General features: G+C 36.7%; 17 protein-coding genes. 8 read left to right on the forward strand and 9 right to left on the reverse strand.

Annotated elements, in window-relative coordinates; translation table 11 throughout:
* Positions 1 to 5 precede the first annotated feature (5 nt).
* Both Q4566_RS13955 and Q4566_RS13960 read left to right on the forward strand, forming a co-directional pair.
* Positions 6 to 818, forward strand: a complete 813-nt coding sequence (locus Q4566_RS13955) for an alpha/beta hydrolase family protein (RefSeq protein ID WP_303422364.1) — start codon at positions 6 to 8, stop codon at positions 816 to 818.
* Positions 819 to 959: 141 nt separating this feature from the next.
* Positions 960 to 2,792 (forward strand): T9SS type A sorting domain-containing protein, encoded by a 1,833-nt coding sequence (locus Q4566_RS13960; RefSeq protein ID WP_303422367.1) that lies wholly within the window; start codon positions 960 to 962, stop codon positions 2,790 to 2,792.
* A 98-nt stretch (positions 2,793 to 2,890) separates the two neighbouring features.
* Here Q4566_RS13960 and Q4566_RS13965 read toward each other — a convergent pair whose 3' ends face one another.
* A complete protein-coding gene (locus Q4566_RS13965) occupies positions 2,891 to 3,649 on the reverse strand; it encodes an IclR family transcriptional regulator (protein WP_303422370.1) in 759 nt (252 codons plus the stop codon).
* A 171-nt stretch (positions 3,650 to 3,820) separates the two neighbouring features.
* On the opposite strand from Q4566_RS13965, the gene Q4566_RS13970 reads away from it, so the two are divergent.
* The 6 genes from Q4566_RS13970 to Q4566_RS13995 all read left to right on the forward strand — a co-directional run bounded on the left by Q4566_RS13970 (position 3,821) and on the right by Q4566_RS13995 (position 12,214).
* Entirely contained in the window at positions 3,821 to 6,310 is a 2,490-nt protein-coding gene (locus Q4566_RS13970; protein ID WP_303422373.1) for a glycoside hydrolase family 2 protein, read from the forward strand.
* 176 nt (positions 6,311 to 6,486) lie between these two features.
* A complete protein-coding gene (locus Q4566_RS13975; RefSeq protein ID WP_303422375.1) occupies positions 6,487 to 7,638 on the forward strand; it encodes an ABC transporter substrate-binding protein in 1,152 nt (383 codons plus the stop codon).
* A gap of 16 nt (positions 7,639 to 7,654) precedes the next feature.
* Positions 7,655 to 8,806 carry a CaiB/BaiF CoA-transferase family protein gene (locus Q4566_RS13980; protein ID WP_303422378.1) on the forward strand — a complete coding sequence of 384 codons (1,152 nt, stop codon included), beginning with the start codon at positions 7,655 to 7,657 and terminating at the stop codon, positions 8,804 to 8,806.
* The gene (locus tag Q4566_RS13985) at positions 8,803 to 9,948 is read left to right on the forward strand and encodes a CaiB/BaiF CoA-transferase family protein (RefSeq protein WP_303422380.1); all 1,146 of its coding nucleotides are present in this window, start codon (positions 8,803 to 8,805) and stop codon (positions 9,946 to 9,948) included. Before Q4566_RS13980 ends, Q4566_RS13985 begins: the two co-directional genes overlap by 4 nt.
* A gap of 11 nt (positions 9,949 to 9,959) precedes the next feature.
* On the forward strand, positions 9,960 to 10,742 hold the full coding sequence (locus tag Q4566_RS13990) for an enoyl-CoA hydratase/isomerase family protein (RefSeq protein ID WP_303422383.1): 783 nt from the start codon (positions 9,960 to 9,962) through the stop codon (positions 10,740 to 10,742).
* Positions 10,743 to 10,762: 20 nt separating this feature from the next.
* A complete protein-coding gene (locus Q4566_RS13995; protein WP_303422387.1) occupies positions 10,763 to 12,214 on the forward strand; it encodes an aldehyde dehydrogenase family protein in 1,452 nt (483 codons plus the stop codon).
* Positions 12,215 to 12,473: 259 nt separating this feature from the next.
* On the opposite strand, the gene Q4566_RS14000 is transcribed toward Q4566_RS13995, so the two are convergent.
* The 8 genes from Q4566_RS14000 to Q4566_RS14035 form a co-directional block, all read right to left on the reverse strand.
* Positions 12,474 to 14,039: a hypothetical protein gene (locus Q4566_RS14000; protein ID WP_303422391.1), complete on the reverse strand. Its 1,566-nt coding sequence runs from the start codon at positions 14,037 to 14,039 to the stop codon at positions 12,474 to 12,476.
* Between the two features lie 10 nt (positions 14,040 to 14,049).
* On the reverse strand, positions 14,050 to 15,777 hold the full coding sequence (locus Q4566_RS14005; protein ID WP_303422394.1) for a RagB/SusD family nutrient uptake outer membrane protein: 1,728 nt from the start codon (positions 15,775 to 15,777) through the stop codon (positions 14,050 to 14,052).
* Between the two features lie 20 nt (positions 15,778 to 15,797).
* On the reverse strand, positions 15,798 to 18,806 hold the full coding sequence (locus Q4566_RS14010; protein WP_303422395.1) for a TonB-dependent receptor: 3,009 nt from the start codon (positions 18,804 to 18,806) through the stop codon (positions 15,798 to 15,800).
* 1,134 nt (positions 18,807 to 19,940) lie between these two features.
* Positions 19,941 to 21,164, reverse strand: a complete 1,224-nt coding sequence (locus Q4566_RS14015) for a family 43 glycosylhydrolase (protein WP_303422398.1) — start codon at positions 21,162 to 21,164, stop codon at positions 19,941 to 19,943.
* A 27-nt stretch (positions 21,165 to 21,191) separates the two neighbouring features.
* A complete protein-coding gene (locus Q4566_RS14020; RefSeq protein WP_303422400.1) occupies positions 21,192 to 22,202 on the reverse strand; it encodes an L-rhamnose/proton symporter RhaT in 1,011 nt (336 codons plus the stop codon).
* A 39-nt stretch (positions 22,203 to 22,241) separates the two neighbouring features.
* Positions 22,242 to 23,288 (reverse strand): aldose epimerase family protein, encoded by a 1,047-nt coding sequence (locus tag Q4566_RS14025; RefSeq protein ID WP_303422402.1) that lies wholly within the window; start codon positions 23,286 to 23,288, stop codon positions 22,242 to 22,244.
* A 9-nt stretch (positions 23,289 to 23,297) separates the two neighbouring features.
* Entirely contained in the window at positions 23,298 to 24,392 is a 1,095-nt protein-coding gene (locus tag Q4566_RS14030; protein WP_303422403.1) for a mandelate racemase/muconate lactonizing enzyme family protein, read from the reverse strand.
* A 38-nt stretch (positions 24,393 to 24,430) separates the two neighbouring features.
* Positions 24,431 to 26,011 carry an arylsulfatase gene (locus Q4566_RS14035; RefSeq protein WP_303422405.1) on the reverse strand — a complete coding sequence of 527 codons (1,581 nt, stop codon included), beginning with the start codon at positions 26,009 to 26,011 and terminating at the stop codon, positions 24,431 to 24,433.
* Between the last annotated feature and the right edge of the window lie 4 nt (positions 26,012 to 26,015).

The raw sequence follows: 26,015 nt of genomic DNA on the forward strand, positions 1-26,015 counted from the left end.
CAATTATGCCTTCAAAATTTAAAACTACCGAAATATCCGACCCCCAATTTGAATCGAATAACCTGAGATTTATCACCGTTAAAACCCCTAATCTAAATGGTCGAGGCGACATTTGTGTGTTTGTACCTCCTTTTAAAACCCTAAAAAACCTTCCAATAGTAACCTTGCTCCATGGGGTTTATGGAAGTGCTTGGATTTGGGCGCATAAAGCAGGCGTACATTTTACTGCATTAAAAATGATGGAAGCTGGCCTTATAAAACCCATGGTTATCGCCATGCCATCCGACGGACTTTGGGGCGATGGATCTGGGTATGTACCGCAAACTAATGCCAATTATGAATCGTGGATTGTAAACGATGTAGTAGACGCCATTATAGAAAACATAGATTGCACAAGCGAAGCCTCTCCCCTTTTTATTTCTGGACTGTCCATGGGCGGCTATGGGGCCTTGAGATTAGGCGCTAAATATACCGGAAAATACAGCGCCATTTCGGCACATTCGTCGATAACAAACAGCAACCAAATGCATTTATTTGTGGAAGAAAACGAATCGAATTACAAGCAAACCGACGGTACTTTAGAAGATGTATTTCAGGTCATCCTTCAGAATAAAACCAATTTACCTCCCCTGCGTTTTGACTGCGGAAAAAATGATTTATTAATTGAGTATAACCGCAGTTTACATCAAAATTTAGTATCTAAAAACATTCCACATAGCTACGAAGAATTTGAAGGCGCACATGAATGGCCATATTGGCAAGAACACGTGAACGATTCGCTTTTATTTTTCAATAAACACATTTCAAAACAAGCCTAAAAAAATGTATTTCCTTTAGTAGCCATAGCGCCAAACCCCCTAATTTCACTGTCTTGTTCAGTTTTAGTCTAGTCTAGTTTTTAATTTGGTCCTCGTTTTTTTTCAACCTTTAAACTTTACCAAATCTATTTAAATTTAACCATGACTAAATTCAACAAATTAACAAAACTATTATTTTTATTTGTGCTAAGCACACAAGCGCAAGACTGGTCGGGAATCCCCGTACCAGCAGACGCAGGATCAGGAAACATCTGGGAACTCCAAGACAATGTCTCCGATGATTTTAATTACAACTTCAATTCCACCTCATGGTCTAATTTTGGCACAAATAACAAATGGTATAACTTTTACCACAATGCTTGGGATGGCCCTGGCTACACCTATTGGAAAAATGAAAACGTTACCGTAGATGGCAGCGATTTAGTAATTAACGTTGGCTATACTTCCGAAAACGGCAAAGGAGGCAGCTATGGCGTTGCTTCTGGCTGTGTTACTTCCACCAATAAAGTGAAGTATCCTGTATATGTAGAATCAGCTATTAGTGTTGCCAATATTTCTTTGGCATCTTGTTTTTGGCTATTAAGTCCAGACGATACCGAAGAAATAGACATTATTGAAAACTACGGTGGTGTTAACGGTTTCAAACATTTAACACACATTAGTCATCACTCTTTTGTTCGTAGTCCTTTTACCGATTACCAACCAAGGGATTGGAATTCCTGGTTTCCAGACAGTAGAGTTTCTCAAAGCTACGGTTGGGGCGACTGGTGTTACAATAATGGCGGAGATCGTCGTTATATGCGAATGGGCGTAAATTGGATTAGTCCAAAACACTTCGAATATTATATAGACGGCGAGCTAGTTCGTGTAATGTACTACAATGCCATCGCTACAAAATTCAACGGGACTTGGGAATATACCTATTTCAATTCTATGAACTGGGATGTAAATGGCTATAAATTACCTACAAACAATGGTTCTGGATATACCGATGTTACGGTACATGCTACATCAAGTGTATATAATTTTAATACTTTACAAGCGGCATCCAATGCGTCTAACGGCTATAATGTAATTGACCCTGCTTGGTTTCAAGGCGGTGACGATAATGATGACGACGGAAATGGTGTGACGGTTGAAGCAAGAGGTTTCACCAAGGAAATGGATATTATAATCAATATGGAATCCCAAAGTTGGTTAACTGGTTCTACACCTTCTAATGCCGATTTAAACAACCCTGCGAAAAACCAAATGAAAGTAGACTGGGTACGTGTTTATAAACCAGTAAACGACCCTGCTTCTGGTGGTTCCAACTCGCACTCTCTAATTATAGAAGCGGAAGATTTTCATACTACAGGGGGAACTTTTGACGATGGTGTTGTTCCGTTTGGAGTAAATAAAGCAACCACAACAATTAATCATGTAAACAAAGAAGATTACGCCGAATACAAATTAGATGTTACTGCTGCCGAAACAGGAGTATATGAAATTAATTACCAAATTTCAACTCCAGCAGATAATGCAGGTGTTTCTATTTATTTAAATGGCGTATTAATTAGCGACGATTCCGTACCAAATAACGGCGATTGGGACAATTACCAAGAACTTACTGCGGGTTCTACCATAACACTTCCTACAGGAACGCATGACATAAAAATTGTTGCCTCTGGTACAAACGATTGGCAATGGAATATGGATAAAATTGAATTTGGTTTTTTAAACGCGTTAAGTGTTTCCAATGCAGAAATAAACCAAGTAAAACTTTTCCCTAACCCTGCAAATAACATAATAAACATTCATACGGAAAGCGCTTTAACAGGTATTGAAATTTACAATATTTTAGGCGCAAAGGCTTTAGAACAAAAAAACAATATAAAAACGGTTTCTACTGAAAATTTAAAAAGCGGAAGTTATTTTATGAAAGTAATGACCGAAAAAGGTAGTACCACCAAACACATTATAGTAAAACATTAATAAAAAATGCTTTCTAAACTCCGTACCTGCCTGAATTCAGAAAGGTACGGAAAAAAATACTTTGAGTTATTTGACAATTTATAGATACTCAAAAATAATTACTGTTCACCAATTAGCGATTTTATCGTATTTGATGCTTCTAATAATTTATCTATGAAAACAGCCCCAGATTTGTTTTTTTCATTTATAGAAGTTAATGATGAAATTGCTAAGGCGCAGTAAGTTACTAAATCCGGATTACCAACAGGAACGGCAATATCGGTTACTCCCATGGTGAGGTCACTTTGAGAAATTTCATGACCATTCGTTTTTATAGAATCCAATTGTAACAAAAATGCTTTTTGATCCTTTTTGGATAAAGTAGAAAATTCCGCATCATCCTCTAAAAGACGTTGGGTTTTCTCCGAATCTAAAAATGCCATCAACACTCTACCAGAAGCCGTTTTTGTTAAAGGAAATAAGCTCCCTTCTTCAATAGAAAGGGAAACAGGACCTGGACTTCTCATTTGAGAAACCACCATGAGTTTACCTTGGTAAATCATACTTAAGTGACACGATTGATTGGTCACATTGGCCAATTCTTCAATTACAGGTTTGGCCGATTTTAATAAACCATCTATAGGACTATGCCTATGAGACAATTGATATAATTTTAAAGATAAAGCATATTTACCCGAGCTCAGACTTTTAATTAAATAACCTCTTTGCTCTAAACAAACCAGCATACGGTACAATTCGTTAGGCGACTTATTAAGTCCTTGTGCGATTTCCCCTTGGGATTGTGGAATTTTTATCTCAGATAAATATTCTAAAATATCCAATCCTTTATCTAAAGCCGGTGCTACATATTTGCTCATAGTATCTTTTTAATTGGTGGCTAAATTAAGATTCTTGAAGTAAAGATACTATTTTTAACAAATTTATTCAAATATAAATATTATATTTACCAATGAATAATAATTAAACTAACTATGAATACAAAACCCTTAAAAGTTATATGGTGCTGTTTATGCCTCTTCGCGAGCTCCATGATAACATTTGCACAACCTAACACCACCTATTCTCACGATGAAAATAGTCAGTCGGTTAGAGATTTCAGTGGTATGAAGTGGCGCTTTAAAATGATGCTTCCTGGCGAAGGCGTAAAACGTGGCTTACACAAACTCCCTGCAGAAGACATTGAAACATTAGTATGGAACAACGCCCAAGTACCGGGCGACGTGTACACCGATTTATGGAAAGCTGGCGTAATTGAAGACCCTTATTTTGGAAGAAACAGCGTCAAAGCCCAATGGGTACAACAGTACGAATGGTGGTACGCCTACCAGTTTCAAGTGAAAGAAGGTGTTGAAAACCAACTTGTAGACCTCGTTTTTGAAGGTGTTGATTACAGTTGTGAAGTTTGGCTAAACGGCCATTATTTAGGTAAAAACGAAGGGGCCTTTTCAGGCTTCTCATTCAATGTTAATGAATTTTTACGTGTTAGTGGGCACGATTACCTTAAGGCTCAAAACATGCTAATTGTTAAGATTAACCCTGCTCCACAGGTCAATGCGTTCGTGGCTGGTAAGAAAACACCATGGTTTGGTGATTACTGGCGTGATGTAGCTCCTATGGGCATCTGGCGTCCTGTAAAAATGGTACGCAGCGGAAAAGTGCGTTTTGATGATGTATATGCCAACAATAAAATAAACGATGATGGCTCTGCCGATGTCAACCTAGAATTAACGGTTGAAAACAAATCGGGAGCAACCAAAAACATGGACTTTGTAGTGTCTTTAGAAGGTAAAAACTTCGAATCTAAAAAGATAAACATGAAGTTTTCTAAAAATGTTGCTCCTGGAAAACACCTTGTAAAGCATACCGTTCATTTAGATGAACCAAAATTATGGTGGCCTTGGGATTTAGGTGATCCTAATTTATACCAAATGAAAATTTCCTTAAAAGATGGTGATGTCAACCAAGATGTTAACGAAACTACTTTTGGTATTCGTGAAGTGACCTCTAAATGGAATCCTGGCTTTAAAAAAGATGTAGATGTGACCTTCCCGCGTTCTACCTACATCAACGGGAAATTTCACTTTATCCGTTCGGCATGTTGGGGTGGACCACCAGATATTTTCACAGGAAGAACAAGTAAAGAAGAATACTTTGAGCTGATTCGTTTAGCCAAAGAAATGAATATGAATAACATCCGAATTTTTGGATGGCACCCACCAGAAATCCCAGAATTCTATCAGTATGCTGATGAAATGGGAATGACCATCTGGCAAGATATGATTCCGTTAGGTACTGGAAATATTCCTATGGAAGAAGAAAACGTTTCAGCCATTTTTAATGAAGGTGTTAAAGTGATTAAAGAACGTCGTAACCACCCATCGCTTATCATGATGGAAGGTGGTGAAGAAATGATGTTCCGTACCCGTGATCCTATCGCTGGTAGAAAGTTTTTAGAGCGTTTGGGTGATTCTTTACAAGCTTACGCACCCCTACCTTATGTGCCAGATTCTCCAATGACCGATCACGTAGCACAACAAGCTGGTTTTAAACCTAAAGAAGCGGTGCATGCCTTACGTTATTTCTACGATATGGGCGAGTGGTTACACGAAGATTGGTACCAAACCAAGGCCGACGGCTACCCTATTGTTCCTGAATTTGCGATTACCTCGGTGCCATCGGTAGAAAGTTTAAAGAAATTTATCCCTGAAGAAGAACTATGGACCCCTGGTTTAAGTTGGGGACACCACTGGGCCGATTTAACCCGTTTACGTATGCAGAACTGGGATGTATTTGGTAGTGAAATGAAAGGTTCGTTAGAAGAATTTGTGAACGCTACTCAAGATGCCCAGGGGATTATTTTCCAAAATGGTATTGAGCATTTCCGAAGAGACAAACCAAGTTTAAGCGCCATCGCTTTATGTCACTACATCACCTACTGGCCTGATATGAAATGGGGCATTGTTGATAATTACCAAAAACCTAAAAACTCCTACTATTTTGTTCAAAAAGCCTACCAACCTTTATTGGTAAACTTTGAATTCAAAAAACGTAGATGGCATACCGACGAACCTTTTGTAGGTAACATATGGGTGGTAAACGATTTCTATGAAACCTATAAAAACTGTAAAATCAATTTTAAAATCTTAAATGATTCTAAAAAGGTTTTATTCAAGGAAAGCTACAAAGTTTCTGAAATTGAAGAAAATAGCGCCAAACAATTCTTCGCTATTAACGAAGACGTTTTAGGCAAAGTGGATAAAAAATTCTATGTAGAATTAGAATTACTAGACAAAAAAGGAAATCAAATTTCACATAACGATTATTTCTTTTTAATAGGCGATCAAGCCGAAGCAACAGCGCATTTCCAAGCTTGGAAAACGAAACGTTTGGAACAAGAAAATGCAGAAGGTCGCGGCGGATACGGTTCGTACTACTTCTTCTTTGATGAATTTACCAGACAGAACGGTAAAAAATACGAAAGTGGTACCCAAACGCCTAGAGCTAGAGGATTTGAATAGTAAATAATAAATACAAATTTTAAAATTAGATGAGGCTGTCCAGAAAGCATTAAAGTACGTCATTCTGAATTTATTTCAGAATCACATCATACTGATAACCAATCATTATGAGAACCTGAATCGCGTTCAGGCTGACGAAAACTTCACTTTTCAGACAGCCTCATCACCCTATAATCATGTCACAAAAAAATATTCAATTAAAAGGAATTACTTGGGATCACAGTCGCGGATTTACCTCTGCGGTGGCAACTGCGCAACGCTTCCACGAATTAAACCCACACGTCGAAATCACTTGGGAAAAACGTTCGCTACAAGCTTTTGCTGATGAACCGATTGACCAATTGGCAAAACGATACGATTTATTAATTATAGACCACCCATGGGCGGGTTTTGCAGCACGTACAGGCGTTATCATTCCGCTAAACGAACACCTGCCTAAAGCTTTTTTAGACAACCAAGCAGCGAATTCAGTAGGGAAATCACACGAGAGCTACTGCTTTGACGGCTACCAAAGTGCTTTGGCTATTGATGCGGCTACCCCTGTCGCAGCCTCTCGCCCTGATTTATTAGAAAAAATTGGAAAAGAAACACCAAAAACCTGGGAAGACTTAATGGATTTAGCCAAAAAAGGTTTGGTTGCTATTCCTGGAATTCCGCAAGACACTTTAATGAGCTTCTATATGATTTGCTCTACTTTAGGGGAGGATGTTGCTTTGACAAAAAACTATTTCGTTTCTGAAAAAATCGGGTTAAAAGCTTTAGAAATTCTTGGTGAACTTGGAAAGCACATCGATCCATCATGCTACGACATGAACCCCATTAAAGTTTATGAAGCCATGACACGTACCGATAAGTTCGCTTATTCGCCTTTTGCCTATGGCTACACCAATTATTCAAAACGTGGTTATGCCAATCATATCTTGAAATTTCACGATACGGTAACCCTAGAAGGACAACACTTAATCACTACTTTAGGTGGTACAGGCTTGGCCATTTCTTCAAGTTCAGAAAATAAAGACATTGCTTTACAATATGCTGAATACACGGCCTCGCCAGAAGTACAAAAAACCGTGTTTTTTGATTATGGCGGACAGCCAGGACATCGTGAAGCTTGGTTAGACACGACAAATAACTTTGTGTCCTTAGATTACTTTAAAGACACCCTACCTACTTTAGATAGAGCTTTTTTAAGACCTCGTTATCACGGACATATGTATTTCCAAGATCGTGCAGGGGCTCCAATTCGTGAATTTATGAAGAACGGCGGTAGCCCAAAAGATATTTTAGACGGACTGAATGATTTGTACCTAGAATCTCTTAAAAAATAAAATTAAAACACTATAAATGTTACCATTAAAAGGAATCACAGTTTTAGAGTTTGCGCAGTTTATGGCAGGGCCTTCGGCGGGATTAAAAATGGCCGATTTAGGGGCGCGTGTCATAAAAATTGAACGCCCAGGAACTGGTGAAGCAGGCCGAGGCATTGCGCTTAAAAATATTTTTATTGATGAAAGTAGTATGGTTTTTCATACCGCCAATAGAAACAAACAATCGTATGCAGCAAACCTCAAAGACCCGGAAGATTTAGAGCGTATCAAAAAACTGATTGCTCAGGCCGATGTGATGACGCACAACTTCCGCCCAGGCGTTATGGAAAAAATCGGTTTAGACTATAACACCGTAGCGACCATCAATCCTAAATTAATTTATGGCGTTGTATCGGGTTACGGCCCTGTTGGACCTTGGGCTAAAAAACCAGGACAAGATTTGTTAATTCAGTCCTTGTCAGGTTTTGTAAACCTCAGCGGAAATGAAGCAGACGAACCTACAGCTTCAGGCTTAGCAACATCTGATATTTTTACGGGTGTACACTTGGTTCAAGGGATTTTAGCAGCTTTAATTCAACGTAATAAAACTGGAAAAGGGGCTAAAATTGAAGTCAGCTTATTAGAATCTACCTTAGATATTCAGTTTGAAGTCCTCACCGCCTTTTTAAATAATGGCAAGCAATTACCAAAACGAGCCAAGCAAGGAAATGCTCATGCTTATATTGATGCACCTTATGGTATTTATAAAACCAAAGACCGTTACATCTCTATAGCTTTAACGCCTTTAGACCAATTAGCTAAAGCCATTGGTGTTTCATTACCTGAGGAGTTTGTAGACAAAGCAACTTGGTTTAACAAGCGTGATGACATCATGACTTTCTTAGCTGCGGAACTGATTAAAGAAACCACAGCACATTGGTTATCAATTTTTGAACCATTAGATTTTAGAGTTTCTGATGTTTATAATTACAAAGAATTTTTAGCTCATGAAGGCTATCAAGCCCTTCAAATGGACCAAGACGTCCTTACTTCTGACGGTATCACCATGAAAACCACGCGCTGCCCGATTCGTATTGACGGCAAACGAATTTTTAATAAAAAATCGGCGCCAAAAGTAGGAGAAGACAATCGAAGCATTGATAATGAATTTAATCTAAACGCATTATGAGTAAACCATTGGAAGGCATATTAGTTGTCGATTTTAGTCAGTATTTATCAGGTCCTTCAGCAAGTTTAAGATTGGCTGATTTAGGAGCTCGGGTTATAAAGATAGAAAAACCTGAAACGGGTGATTTATGTCGTGAGCTGTATTTCTCAAATCTTGTTTTAGATGACGAATCGTCAATGTTTCATGCTATTAATAGAAATAAAGAAAGTTACGCAGCTGACTTGAAGAATGATGTTGAACGGCAAAAAGTTTATAAAATCATTGAAAAAGCAGATGTTTTAATTCATAATTTCAGACCTGGTGTCGCAAATCGGTTAGGTATTGATTATGATAAAATAAAAGCACTCAACCCCCAAATTATTTACGCTGAACTAACGGGCTATGGTAAAGAAGGGGTTTGGAAAGACAAACCTGGCTTAGACTTACTCATTCAATCGCTAACAGGTTTAACCACTTTAAACGGAAACGATGGTGCTGGCCCCGTCCCTATTGGATTGGCCGTTGTTGATATTTTATCAGGTGCGCATCTCGCACAAGGCATTTTGGCGAGTTTGTATCGAAAACAAACACAGCATGTTGGGGCTAAAGTAGAAGTGAGTATGCTAGAATCTGCTATTGAATATCAGTTTGAATCGATTACCTGTTTCTTTAGAGATGGTGGGCAGCCAACACTTAGACCTAAAAGTAATTCGGCACACGCTTATTTAGGCGCTCCTTATGGGGTTTATGCTACCAAAAATGGCGCGATTGCCTTGGCTATGGGGTCTATTCCATTTATTGGAGAATTAATTAGCTGTGAAGCTTTAAGTAATTACCCAGAACCAGAAAGTTGGTTTACTAAGCGTGATGAAATAAAAGGCATTTTAGCAGAACACCTGAAAACCAAAGAGACTAAAGATTGGTTGGCGGTTTTAGAGCCTGCTGATATTTGGTGTGCCGAAGTCATGGATTGGAAAACATTGTTTGACCAAGAAGCCTTTAAAATCTTAGAAATGGTTCAAGAAGTAAATAGATCCAACGACTACAAATATAAAACCACCCGCTGCCCGATTCAAATAAATGGTGACTGGTTAACTTCAGAAATTGGCAGCCCTATTTTAGGAGAACACACCGAAGCGATTAACAAAGAATTGGTAAATTAAACAATACGCACATGAGCAGTAATCCATCATATTTAATTGTAAAAAAAACACCTGGTTTAGTCACGATTAGTCTAAATAGACCTAAAGCCAATAGTTATTACAAAGGCTTTTTAGAACAAATTAGCGCAACAGTGAACGAAGCCAGTGCAGACGATACTGTTAAAGTGATATTGATAAACAGTACTTCGGAAAAATTCTTTTGCGCGGGTGCTGATATCAAAATATTTAGTCAAAACACTACAGAAGAAAACGCAGAAATGGTATTAGCAGCACGAGCAGTCTCTGAAGCCATTTCTAGGAGTCCGAAAATTGTAATTGCGGCGGTGAGCGGACATTGTTTAGGAGGTGGATTAGAGATGATTATGGCTTGCGATATCCGTTTAGGTGCCGAAGGGAATTACTTGATTGGTTTACCTGAAGTAAAACTAGGCCTCATGCCTGGAAACGGCGGAACACCAAGAATGATTGATTTGCTTGGCGCTAGTAGAGCCATGGAATTATTGGTTACAGGAAATAACATATCTCCTCAAAAAGCATACGATTATGGTTTATTCAATCAATTATACCCAGCAAATGCCTTTGAAGCAAAAGTGGCTCAATATGTTCATGAATTAACACTTGGAGCAGGAGAAGCCATGGCGGCAATAAAAAAATATGTGCAAATGCATAAAGGCATGACCTTGCAAGAGTCTTTAGATTTTGAAACCGCATCTGTCAATGCGCTTTACGATACGCATGACGCCAAAGAAGGCTTTTTAGCCTTTGTTGAAAAAAGAAAACCGAACTATAAATAACTAAAACTAACACATCCATTATGGCACAAGACATGACACATTACCCAGTTTATATAAATGGCGAATGGTTAGATGCTTCTAAAAGAGAACGTTTTGAAGTGCAAAACCCCGCTAATAATGAAACCTATGCCACGGTTACGGCCTGTACAGCTGATGACGTACAATACGCATTAGAAACTTCAGAAAAAGCACAGTTTGCTTGGCATTTAACTCCAGCACAAACTCGAGCCAATTACATTTTTGCTTTATGTGATAAACTAAAAGAACAAAAAGAACACTTTGCTACTCTTTTAGTAAAAGAACAAGGAAAAACCTATGCCGAAGCCCTAGCCGAGGTTGACGATACGGTGCGTTACATGCAGTATGCTGCAGAAGCAGGACGCCGTATTCAAGGTGCCATTTTTCCATCTGAAAATCCTAACGAAAGACTAGAGATTCACAAAGTGCCTTTTGGCGTGACTGTAGCCTTATGCGCTTACAATTATCCTCTAGCTTTAATCGGAAGAAAACTCGGTCCTGCTTTAGTGACCGGAAATACTGTTATTTTAAAACCACACGAACTCACCCCTACGACCTGCTCTGAATTCTGTAAACTCGTTGAAGCCGTAGGGATTCCAAACGGAGTTGTGAACATGGTAGCTACGACCAATGCTCAAGCCGCAAGTTTACTAGTTGAGAGTCCGATAACGAGATTAATTAGCTTAACAGGAAGTACCAATGCCGGAAGAGCCATGTACCGAGCTGCGGCAAATAATATCACGGGGTTGATTTTAGAATTAGGAGGCAAAGCGCCTTTTATCGTCTTAGAAGATGCCGATATTGATAAAGCCGTAGAAGCTGCTGCAATCTCTAGATATGCCAATTGCGGACAAGTATGTATTTGCAACGAAATGGTGTTTGTTGATGGTAAAATTGCTGATGAGTTCACCGAAAAATTAATTAAACGTGTTCAACAAATTAAAGTAGGTAATCCCTTTGATTCATCGGTGAATATGGGGCCAAATGTAAGTGCACCAGGATTAGACCGTGTTGATGGCTTGGTAAAACAAGATATCGCAAACGGAGCTGAATTGGTTATGGGTGGTGGCCGTCCAGAAGGCGCTGCTTTTGAAAAAGGAAACTGGTATGCTCCAACCATTTTAACCAATGTAAAACATGATGGAGCAACGACCTCTCAAGAGTTGTTCGCGCCTGTACTACCTATTGTTAAGATTGATGGTTTTGATGAAGCCTTAGCGATTAATAACAGTCGTGAAGAAGCTTTATCGGCTTATTTATTTACCAATGATTATAAAATTCACCAAAAAGCAATTGACCAATTACAAATTGGAACCATCTTTATAAATAAACAAATTACAGGCTATATTCAAGGCTATCATTCTGGACACAAAACCGCTGGTCTTGGTGGCGAAGATGGTGTATATGGTATAGACCAACATTTACAAAGGAAGACGATTTATCTGGATTATTAATTGACAGTGTTAATCAAACTTAAAATGACGTCAATTTCCAAACATAAAACAAAACGATATCCTCTTATATATTAAATTAAAATATTTATAATCAATGATTTAACTAATTAATATTACAAACATAATTGTTTATTCATTTATAAATTAAATAAAACAGATTTATAAAAATAAGATTCACTTTAAAAAAGTACATAAAAAACCCCAGAGACTTTTAAATCTTCTGGGGTTTAAACAAACATTCTTAATAAACTAAACTAAATTAAGGTCTTAAATTCGCTTCTAATAGCGTTAAATTATCCATGTAAAATTTTAATGTTTCAGAGTTAGACTGGTTATCTCCTCGAATAAGTAAATTCGTTGGTCCAGCTACTGCAAAGGTTACAATTTGTGAACTATAAACCCATTCTCCTGTTTTAAACGTTGGCGTAAATGCTGGATTTGGAGCAACACCCCAGTTGGTTGAAGGCGCCCAATACAAACGGACGTCAGGAGTGTTTCCTGCTGGATCTGGGCTTCCTAACTCTTCTAAGTAAACCCAAACACCAAGTTCATAAGACTTACCAGCTTCTACATCAAAGGTCACAGCACCTGCACCATCAACTTGACCTAGAATCATTCCTCCCGCTGGTGCTATTTCAATATAACCACTTTGTTTACCGTCGTAAGCTTGGGCCGTACTAATATTAAATGTAAACATACCCCAAGGACTTCCCCAGTTTAAGTCCACCCAATCCGTAGAGAAGGTATTTTCAAAACCAACATCAAAACTACCGTTATCCATTACGTTTGCCCCTACAAAAACCATTGGCGCATCTGTAATCTGACCTACAGCCACTTGATCTAATGTCTTTAAAGTACCTGGTGTATAAGTTATAGTCACTAGATCATCGTTGTAAACAACATCAGCTAATTCTAGTATCACAATATTTCCTTCATTTGAATCTACACTAGCAGAAGCTATTGCAGGCGTATAAACTGAACCTCCATTGGTAGCTGTTACGGTGAAATCTGAAGCATTTAAAGTTGCTGCATCAATTTCTCTACTAAATTCTACATTTAAAACACCTCCTGAACTATCACGGTTATAAGCCGCATCTAAAGTTACTGGATCTGTTGACGCTATAACTGTGATTAGATTTTCAAAAGTTACAATATCTTCACCAAAAGGGCGATCACGTCCAGCGAATAACTCTACACCATAGGTTCCCATTCTACTATATTTCACATCTATGGTTTCAGTATTTTCAACTGTTCCCGGCTTACCTGCTTCAAAAGTCCAGGCAGAAGTAGCAGGTTCTCCTGCTACCGTATAAGAATATCTAATAGAACGCCCTGCTTGTAATTCATTTTGAGCATTGTCTGCTAGATTTAAATCAGCTCCAATTGTTCCGTCTGGGTTGATGTACTTAGCTGAAACCGATAGTTCAACAGGACCCAAAACACGAACTGCAATGGTTGTATCTAATTCCTTACCCATTAATGTTTCATCAACATAGGCGTCATCACTAAAGACTTGGTGTAAGGTTACATTATAATCTCCAGGAGTGTTGAAGTAAGCTTTAACAATATCATCATTAGACTGATTGCCTTCAATACTGGTTACATCCTCAGGAAAACCCCATGTTCTAGAAGTTACTCCTGGAGACACATCTCCAAAAGTGATGTAGTTCCCTACTTCAATTTGATTATCAAAATCCATCTGACTCGTGTATATCACGCGATGACTAGGTTCTACTAGGTTCATATCATTGTCATCATCACTACAGCCTACAAAAGTTAAGGCAGCTATGCATAGATATTTAGCTATATTTTTATATGTTTTCATTGGTTTTTTTTTAGTTGTTTAACTGATCGTTAGTCTGTTGCTCTTGCACAGGAATTGGAAAATAATCATGTGCTGCAGATTGATAATTAGCACTAGATAGATTAAAATCTGGTCTTATACGCTCCTTAATAAATAATGGAGCAATACCATCTCCCGATATTTCTAAAATATCTTGGTTATTAATTCTCCAAACTTCATCTGCGCGTAATTCATCAAATACTTCTTTTACAATACCCCAACGTACTAGATCTTTCCAACGGTGACCCTCAAACGCTAATTCTAAAGGACGCTCAACACGTTGAATATGTGTTAATACAGATTCCTTACTAGGTGCAACCAGAGGCTGTGTACCATGTACCTGTTTGCTTATATGTAACTGAGGAAAAGCCCCTCCGTTATCAGCCATATACTGTTCAAGTGTAATTACAGCAGCACGTTCACGCACCATATCAATATATTTAACGGCTTCAGATACATTTCCTGTGCTTTCTAAAACAGCTTCAGCGTACATTAAATAAACATCAGCTAGACGAATGTGACGGAAGTTAATTCCAGAACGACTGTTCGCATCTTCCTGCTTCCAATGGTACCAGTTAGTATGCTTTTTAATGTATGAACTTTGTCCGAAAGCCCAACCGCCTCGTTCTCCAATTGGCAACAAATAATAATCAGTCTCTCCGTTCAGTGGGGCAATTGTAGCCGATAAACGTTGTGAATGCATATTACCATCATTTATTGACTTAGAAGGGTCTACTTCGTCACTAGTATACAATTCATGTAAACTATAAGAAGGCAATAGTGTGTTATATCCACCAAAATTTAGTTGCCCAAAAGCTCTAGCAAGTGTTGTTGCTTCAGCTCCTGTTTCATTAACATTATCATCTACGATAGCCCCGTTAGCTCCTGGGTTTACATCTGCATTATATGCCACTTCAAAAATTGATTCTGAATTAAGTTCATTTTCATCTGTGAAATTATCCATGATATCTGGAACAAGACTGTAAACACCAGAATCAATAACCTCTTTAAATAATTTAGCTGCTTCGGTGAATTTCTGATCATACAAATACACTTTTCCTAGCATACTTTTAGCTGCACCTTCAGTAATACGACCTAAATTATCTGAGCTCCAAGATAGTGGCAAGTTTGCTTCTGCATACTCTAAATCTGGAATAATAATAGTTGAAGTCACCTCATCCATAGAGCTAAATGGTTTAGAAAAATCCTCTTTATTTATAGCAACTTCTGTGTGAATTACTGCTCCACCATATGTATGTGCTACTTGAAAATAAAAGAATGCTCTTAAAAAGCGTGCTTGCGCTTCAATACTTTCTCTCTCTCCGTCTTCAAAAGTGGCTCCTGTTGTTTTTAAGTTCTCTATAACTTGGTTCGCTCTAAAAATCCCTACATAAAGTTCGTTCCACTTATCTGTAACATAGTACGTTCCGTCATTATAAGTTAAATTTCTGAAGGTAAATGGGGCATACCAAGATTCTGTACCTCCAATATCTCCCATAATCATTTCATAAACAAGGCCTCCACCACTAATATTTTGAAATTGTAACGCTCCATAAACAGTATTTAATCCTGTTTGAAATTGATTTGAAGTGTTCCAAAACGTTTCAGTCGTTATGGTATTTGGATTGGTTTGATCTAGAAATGATTCTTCATTACAACCTGTAAGCAAAAAGGCGCCTAAAACAGGAAGTATTATATATTTTTTTATTTTATTTTTCATGTTTCTTCTTACTTAATTAATTAGAAATTTAGTTGTACTCCGACAATAAATCGACGTGATACTGGATAGTTTCCACGATCTACACCACGTGTGAAAATTCCATCTCCTCCCACCTCTGGATCATAACCGTTATAATCTGTAAAAGTGAACGGGTTCATAGCAGTAAAATATATTCTTGTTTTTTTAAGAATTGAGGTATCCACCATTGGAATAGTATATCCAAGAGATATATTTCTGATTCTCAAATAAGTTCCATCTTCTAAGAAATAATCTGAACGTGCTCTAATACTGTTGTCAAAAGCATTTTCTCTAAATGTTGGCACTCCAGAATTAGAATTCTGCGGAGACCACATATAGTATTGTTCCTCATGTCTTCCCTGTGTATATGCATATAAACGTGCTCCATTATAAATTTCGGCACCGTGTGAATAATAAGATTGTACATAAAAATCGAATCCTTTATAATCTAAGTTCAAACTTAAACCTGCTTCATAATCAGCTTGACCAGAACCAGCATAAACGCGGTCACTATCATCAATTTTACCATCGTTGTTTTCATCAATGTACATCATATCTCCTAATGCTGCACTTGGTTCAATTAACTTGTATTCGTCTAATTCTGCTTGAGTTTTAATAATACCATCATGTTGCACTAAGAAAAACGCACCAGCTTCATAGCCTTCTGCAAGGAAAGTCGTATAATCAACATTATCACCTAAAGATACTACAGGCCTACCATTAGCATAACCTCGCTCAACACCATTAAGGTTAGTAACTTCATTAACGTTTTTAGTAAATGTTCCTGCAAGCGAGTAATTTAAGTCTTGACCTATTTTACCTTTAAAAGACAAACCTAGTTCAACCCCTTTATTAGTCATATTACCTCCATTGGTAACACGCACATCGTAAGTTCCAAGCGCTCTTGTATGATAGGTTCCTGAAGATGCCGGCAGACGTTCTTGAATTAACATATCCTCTTTATCTGTTTGATAAAAGTCTGCAGTAAAATTTAATCTGTTTCGAAACATGCCTAAATCAATACCTATATTTTTAGAAATACTTGTTTCCCATTTAATATTAGGGTCAGCATAACGACGTTGTATAGCACCAACATTTATTTCTTCATTTGGACCAAATGGATAGTTCATACCACTTTCTATTTGAGAAGAAAATGAATACGCTGGAATACTTTGGTTTCCAACTTCTGCCCAACTCCCCCTTAACTTCAAACTATTGATAGCATCAACATTAAAGAAAGCCTCTTCGCTGATGTTCCATCCCGCTGAGAACCCTAAGAAATCTCCATAACGGAAATCTTCTCCAAAATTAGAAGAACCATCTCGTCTATAACTTGCTGAAAATAAATAACGTTCGTCATAGTTATATTGAACTCTAAATAACTTACCTGACAATGTGTTTACAGAATCATAACTACTAGGTTTTAAAGATTCAGTTCCAGCTCCTAATACCGGGGTATCATTACTTAATAAACCAATAACTCCCGTGCTTAGTGTTTTTGATGAAAATTCTTCATAAGACAATACGCCTAATAAATTGAAATTATGGTTACCAAAACTCTTGTTGTATTTAAATAAATTTTCAATAATACGACGCTCTGAGAAAACAAAATCTTCATCTAATTGCGCATCAACTCTGGAAGCCGTTGGGTTAAAATCACCTTGGTAGTCATAAACCAAATACTGTGGTCTAAAGAATTTTCTAGCATAGTCGTATGTATTTCTACCTAAGTTTAATTGATAACTTAAGCCATCTAAAAATTCATACTCTAAGTTGATCGCTACGTTTGTAGTATTTACTTCACGATCATCTTCATTCTCTAACTCCCTAGATAAATAACTGTATTGAATCGAGTTCCTTACAGGAATTTGAACAGAATTTTCTCCATTACTCTGAATTTGATTAAGAGCTGGTTGCCAAGGATTTTGAGCAATAGCATATTCATATAAAGCCCAAGGTTCTTGTTGTCTGTTTTCTTGTGTAAAAGCAAGGCTAGCAAAAGCTCTAAACTTTCCTTTTTTAAACTCTCCATTTAAACGTGTACTTAAGCGATCGAAACCTGAATTAATTAAAATTCCATCTTGATTGAAATAATTAGCACTTAAGTTTAACGTTAAGTTTTCAGATCCTCCTGAAATACCTAAATCATAATTTTGAATACCAGCATTGTTATTTTGAACATCGCCAACAAAATCACTATCGTAATCTAAAGCATCTGGATTAAAAAAGAAGATTAAAGGATCTCTACCTAAAGCCTCTAGTTTAACTTCTTCGGCATACATCTGTTGCTGTGTATTCATTAAAGGGGTACCTGAAGTAATGTTTTGCACACCACCGTAAGTACTAAAGTTCACATTAAATGTTCCTGCTTTTCCTTTTTTAGTAGTAATAAGAATAACACCGTTAGAGGCTCGAGTTCCATAAACAGCGGCTGCCGCACCATCTTTTAAAATATCAATTTTCTCAATTTGTTCAGTTGGTATATTTGGATTTCCTTGAAACGGAATACCATCTACAACATATAAAGGACCTAAAGCACCTGAACTCACAGATCCCAAACCTCTAATTTGAATGTTTGCAGCCTCACCTGGTCTACCACTACTAGATTGCACATTCACACCAGCTACTTGCCCCTGAATAGATTCACCCAAATCGGCAACTGGTGCCTTTGCTATGATATCTGAATTCACAATACCGACAGCTCCAGTTACTTCTTTCTTCTTTTGAGTACCGTAACCAACTACAACCACCTCTTCAAGGCTTTCTGTATCCGCTTCTAGTCTTACATTTAAAAAATTTTGATTTACAAGTTTTATTGTTTGCTTCTTGTAGCCTAAGAAAGAAAACTCAAGGTTATCCCCCGATCGTGCTTCTATTGCAAATTCACCATCAAAATCCGTTACAGATCCCGTACTTGTACCTTTAATAAGTATGGAAACTCCTGGCAATGGAATCCCATTTTCATCTAATACTTTTCCTTTCATGCCCGTTTGAGCATACGCATTAGTCATTGTTAGTAGTAAGAAAGAACAAACCAGTAAAAACCTGTTCCTCCATAATTTCTGTTTTTGTTTCATATTAAATTAATTAGAATAGTTAGTTTAGTTATCTTGTTAAAATTGTAATACAGTAATTATCTATTTGACACTTACAGAAGTAGTTTATTAACAATTCTTCAAGTTAACTGATGCTAATTTATAAATACAACAACACGACACGCTAAATTGATACTAGACTTAAACTAGACATGACTAAAAAACACTGAAATACAAGCAATTACAAACTGCATTTAATCTATTATGTACAGTTAAATTGAGTGAAAATCTATTTATAATGACACCAAATCCAAAATTTACATTAGCTTTTCACGAAAACAGACACTATAGCTATACGCTTTATTTTTTTAATATTTATCATTTCACTTAAAACACAACATAATTTTAACTAAAAAATTAAAATAGCATATCATATTTTAACAATCTTATAAATTCAGGTAAGTAATCATTGAAATACAGATGACAAATAAGTGATAATTGCTAAAATTTAACAGTAGAAAATCAATAGAACTGCTTTATCATGTGTTCAGTTCGTAATTTCACCAATTTTGTATAGATCTGCCCTTATCAATTTATGATTATAATTAAAATTCTTCTATCCAGGTTTTTTTAATATAAGTACCCTAGAGGTCATCTAGCTTTAAGTGTAAAATCTTAACTATTAATCCGTTTACCAACACCATTCTGTTATATAGACAGTCAAGCTACTAAACCATTTCATAAATGATTCAATAAAAGTAAAACACGTTAAACCTAACCATATTTATAGAGGCTGATTATGAATTAATTACACCTACATACAACAAATAGCATTGTACTTATGAAGAATACTTTTAGTTAGAAATATTTAAATTAAAAGTATATTGCTCAATAGATTAAGAAGAGTGTCGTGATCATAAGATTTAATTCTTCCGAGATTCCTTCTCCTTGTCACAATTGTAAGTTTATATCAAACTCACATTATTTAGGAATAATCCACTTAGTATATCCATTGATAATTTATACTTTTCAGGTATTTTCATCTTTCAAAAACAAAAAAAACCTTCTAAAATTAATTAGAAGGTTTTTTATATAAAATTGAGAAGTGTACTATTTACTACTTTCTCCTTTTGCTACATGTGTTGTTTTTCTATGTGATTCAAAACGCATAATACTTTGATAATCGTAAGAATTATAAATGTGCGATAAACCCCAACGTAAAATTTCAGTTGGTTCCTTTTCTGTATCGGCTGTTCTATTTAAACCAATGGCGTGAGCACTTACCCCTGGTATAACTGACATGATATCAAAATTTAATCCATCTGGTGCCCATTGAATTGTATTTTTCTCTGGTCCATCTGTAGTAATTAATGATGCAATTCCTCCATTGTAAGGCCACACACAAATTTCATGACCACTATTACTTATTGGATTATAAGGTGATTTCACATAAGGCCCTTTAGGATTATCGGCAATGGCAACACCATGACGAATTTGTCTTCCCCCAAATGTAATAGCTTCCCCCATTTGCTCCCCTTTGTAATACAAGTAAAATTTACCATTAAAAGGGATAATACAAGGATCATGCACTTTATGACTGTCAAAATCACCTTTTTTCTCTACTAAGAAACGGTTTTGCGTATCACCTTTCCAAACACCATTATCGGCAGGACTTAAAATTGGTTCTTCGCTTTTCGTCCAAGGTCCATTAGGTGAATTTGACCAAGCAAGCCCTACTTGATTTTTAACACGCACATTGTAAGGCGATTTAACTGTTTGATAGCATAAGTAATACATGCCTTCATGCTCCATAATTTCCACTGTAAATACAGAACGGTCATCATAAGCTCCTTTTTCACCACGTGGCACTGCTAAGCCTTCCTCTTTCCATGTCCATCCATCTTCGGAAGTTGCATACCAAATATCGCAACGATCCCAAGGAAACACCTTGTCTTTATCGATATCACCACCAAATCCATCGGTTTTTCCTACTGATTTTGAATACCATACGTAATACTTTCCGTCATGCTTAATCATGGCACTCGGATCTCTACGAACCACACCTTCTTCATAGGCTAAATCACCTTTTAGAGGTTGTAAGTTTGAAAATTCAATAAACCATTCATTACCCAAATTCTGGTCCCACTTTAAGGCACGTTTTGATGCAGCACTCAAGTGATTGACATCAGTAATTCCTAAAAAATCGATTTGTTCTGCTGAAGGCTCGATAGATTCCGGACGATCTACTACTTCCTTATTTTTAGACGGTTGTTCTTGACATGAGCTCATAATGAGGACGAAAGATAAGATGATTAAACTAGATATATATTTCATTTTTTTATTTTTTTAATTGGTTTTTATTTATAGAAAAGCGGTCACTAGAACACCTATAATCATAGAGCCTAAGCCCAGATAAAGTGATGTTTTGGCCTTTTTAGGCGCCTGTACCCATTCGTTAGTAACAATTCCTGCAACAACAGCAACCACTACAGATAATGTATTAAAGATAGCATAACCTATGGAACCGCCCAGTTCTCCTAAAACAAATGACGAATATGCAAAAATTATTGATGCTGTAAAGTTTAATACCGCCATTAATAGTGTTAGTGACACATTTTTTCCTGCACCTGGTACTTTAAAACTTCCCCATAATTTCTTTTTGGTTAGCATTATGATAAAGTAAGGAATTACAAATAATCCTCCAGAAACATAGACAATAAACATTGACGCTACAGAAGATAACCAGCTGGCATTACCATTATTAACAACCATTTCACCAATTATATTTTTGGCCGCTTGTCCGTCAACACTAATTTCTAAAGCCACATTAAAGCCAGTTGCTAAAACCCCACCAATAACGGCAATTAAAATCCCTGAAACCATAGATTTTTTTTCGAGAGTTTCAGATTTATTTTCTTCCTCCTGACGAAGCATCCCCGCTCTACCGTTAAAGATAATCCCGCATAATATAATAGCAATACCTAATAAAATAGTACCTAGGTCATTCCATTCTGGAACCCCATGAAAAAACCATGGCAACATAGACCCTACACAAATTATCGTGCCTATAAACAGTGAAAAACCGAGAGATAACCCTATATAATCAATGGCTTTACCCCAAAGCATCATACCTACTCCCCATAAAAAACCAGGAATCAACATACGCATTAATACCGGACTTCCAATATCGGCCAAAACCTGACCAAAATTATCAATCATTGTAAAAGCTACGATAAAGGGTATTATCCATAGCATAAATAAATAACACAGTCCCCATGCATTCTCGAAAGCATAATTTTTAATATACTTTTCTGGCATAGCCCAAAAACCGAGCATAATCCCGGCTGATACCGCTAAAAGAATTCCTATCATAATTTTATTAGTTTAAGTTATATTTAGTTGTTTTTAGTTTTAAAATTTAAATTTAAACACCGTTGTGCTTTGAAAAACATCATCAGCTTTGGTAATAGACCTTGGTGATCCTTCAATATTCGGTCCGTTTGGATAACGATGCGTTTCACAACAGAATCCGCGATACTTCCCAAATTTTTGACCATTTTCACGTTGAAGGGCGTCAGATGTATATTTACCTGTATATAATAACATACAAGGCTCTGTGGTGAATACATCTAAACTTCTTTTCGTTTTAGGATCACTAATTGTAGCGGCATGTTTTAATTCTGAATTGGCGCTATCAATTATGTAGAAATGCTCAAACCCATCTTTCATTTCCTCATGAACATCTCCAATTTGTTTTTCTGTTCTTAAATCATCTGCCTGACCTTCAATATTTAAAATTTTTCCTGTGGCCGCACCAGTTTCATCCGTTTCTAATCGTCGATTTGTATTTACTTTTGCAGTGTGACCTTCAATAGACTCTGAAAAACCAGACAAGTTAAAATACGTATGATTTGTTAAAGACAAAGGGGTGTCTTGATCTGGTACAGCACTATAATTAATGTGTAATTCATTTTGATTATCTAAAATGAATTCAACAGAAACTTCAACATTCCCAGGGAAACCTTCTTCTAAATCCTCGCTTAAAAGTATCATTCCAATTGCTGAAGCATTTTCAATATCAACATCAAAAGATTTCCATATTTTTTTATCGAAGCCTTTAACACCCCCATGTAAATTATTCTCTCCAGCGTTTTTAGCCAATTTAAACAGCTCTCCATTTAAAGGAAACTCAGCATTTTTTATTTGTGAACAATACCGTCCAACTGTCCCTCCAAAATAAGGGGAGTTATTCACATATTCATCAGAAAAATAACCTTCTAAGGTATTAAAACCACAAGTTACTATTTCTGGATTTCCGTTGGAATCAGGAATACTAATTGCCGTTATTGTTGCACCATAATTAGTGATTTTCACTTCAAGTCCGTGATCATTTGTAAGTGTAAATAAGTCAATATTTTGATTTTCTAACTGGCCAAAATTTGTTTTTGTCGTCTTCATAACATCTTATTATTTTTGCTCAAACGGACTTAACTTTTCCCAATTAAAAATGACACCTACTCCTGGATAATCTGGTGCCACAGCTCTATGATTTTCAACTACTAATGGACGCGTTGTATATTGATCTATTGGAAAGCTATGCACTTCTAACCAACCTGAATTTGGTTGAGCAGACACCAAACTTACGTGTAATTCTTGCATACCATGAGAACATGCAGGGATGCCATGTTTATCGGCTAATCTTGCAGCGGCTAACCATCCCGTTACACCTCCACAATTTGAAGCATCCGGCTGAATAAAGGACAATTTAGATTGTTCCATCGCGTATTCGAACTCATGTATAGTATGTAAGTTTTCACCCATAGCTAAAGGAAAATCTGTAGCATCAACAATTTCTGCATAACCTTTATAATTATCAGGAATGATAGGCTCTTCAAACCAAGTAATATTCTGATCCTTAAAGCCTTCAATAGCCTTTATCGCTTGCTCAATAGTCATCGAATAATTCGCATCGACCATAAAAGTAATATCTGGGCCAATAAACTCACGAACCGCTTTAATACGCTCTAAATCTTCTTCTAAATTTTCACGCCCAATTTTTATTTTAACCGCATTAAATCCGCTTTCCAAATAACCTTTCATATTACTTAAAAGCTTTTCTATTGGAAACATTAGATCAATACCTCCGCAGTAGGCTTTACAGGTGTTACCTGCGCCTCCAGCCATTTTCCATAAAGGCTGACCCGCTTTTTTACAACGAATATCCCAAAGTGCAATATCTACAGCAGAAATTGCAAAGGATGCAATACCACCACGACCTACATAATGAATATGCCATTCTAAAAAATCATAAATACCTTCAACATCTGCTCCATCCTTCCCAATTAAAACTTCGGTAAAATCATGTTCTACCATCGCTTTTATTGCGAAACCACCTTTTCCGCCAGTATAAGTATACCCCGTTCCTTCTGTTCCGTCTTCTAAAGTAATGGTAACCGTGACCAACTCAAAATGATAATGATCGCCATGTTTTGCATCAGACATGACCTCTGGTAGAGGCACCGTGAATAAACGTGTTTTTATATTTGAAATTTTTGTACTCATAATTTAATGTTATAATTTTATTAGATATTAAAATTTTATTATTTCAATTCTAAATCTTCAATATTGCTATACGCATCACCTCTTTCTTTTTGAAATAGGGTGATCATTTCTTGTAATTTCTTAGGATTTGATGATGCTCTATTCTTTTGTTGACTAGGATCTTCATTTAGATTATACAATTGAAAATCTTTCGAAAGCCCTAATTCTATCTGAACATCTTTATTAAACGCAGGCCCCTCATATGGCGGTATCATTAACCAATCACCTGCTCTTAAAGCGGTTTTTGTATTGGCTTCAACAATTAAAGTTTCCCTACCTTCTTTACTTTCTCCTAAAAATGTTGCTAGTAAATCTTGACTATCGCTTGCCTCGTCTTCAGCTCCTATTAAATCTGCAAATGATGCTAATAAGTCTACTTGACAAACTAATGCATCCGACTCCATTGGTTGAATTCTACCTTTCCAATAGGTAATAAATGGTACGCGAGTTCCAGCTTCAAACAAACTATACTTTCCGCCACGCAAACCACCTTTTGGATCGTGACTTCCAGTTTTCTCTGCAGCGTCATCATTGTATCCATCATTTAATACGGGCCCATTATCACTAGAAAAAACCACTAAAGTATTTTCTAACACACCCTCCTCTTTAAGGGTTTTCATAAACTCACCAATGACCCAATCGGCCTCTAAAATAACATCTCCACGAGGTCCAAGTCCTGATTTTCCAGCAAAACGTGGGTGTGGTGTTCTTGGTACATGCGGTTGTTGCAAAGCGTAATACAAAAAGAACGGTTCGTTTTTATGTTGCTTTACATAATTTTGAGCTTCCACTAAAAAATGATCGGCCATATCTTCATCATTCCATTTTGCTGCTTCACCACCTTTCATATACCCTATTCTAGGAATACCATTTACAATACTATTATTGTGACCATGATGCCAAGTCATAGTTAAAAGGTCCGGGTTAGAAATAGCCGTTGGCTCGCCTTCAAAATTCTTTTGATAATTAACTTCAATAGGATCATTAGGATCTAAACCAACCACATTTCCATTTTGAATATATACCGTAGGCACACGATCTTGAGTTGCTGCCATAATGTATGAATAATCAAAACCTACTTCGTTTGGACTAGGTGTAATGTGCTTATTCCAATCTACATGACCTTCACCTAATCCTAAATGCCATTTCCCTACAACACCAGTAGCATACCCTTTAGATTTAAATACTTTTGGCAATGTTTGTTGCGTTGTAGAAATTAATAATGGTGCCGTACCAGGTAAAATTCTTGCATCTTTGTTTCTCCATGGATAAACTCCTGTTAAAATAGCATATCTACTAGGTGTACAGGTTGCTGAAGTCGCATAGCCATTTGTAAAGCGTACTCCTTCATGAGCTAACGCATCAATATTTGGTGTTTGAAATGCAGTTGCACCATAAGAACTTAAATCACCATAACCTAAATCGTCCAAATAAATAACAACTACATTTGGTTTTTCCTGCTCCTTTTCCATTTCAATAGAATTTTCAGCGGTATTCTTTTCATTTTTACAATGAAACAATAGCACACTAAATAATACTAAAACGTAAGGATATACTATTTTAACTTTGAGTTTAATCATTAGA

Source organism: Tamlana sp. 2_MG-2023 (genome assembly GCF_030548465.1).
In the GTDB taxonomy this organism is placed as follows: Bacteria; Bacteroidota; Bacteroidia; order Flavobacteriales; family Flavobacteriaceae; genus Pseudotamlana.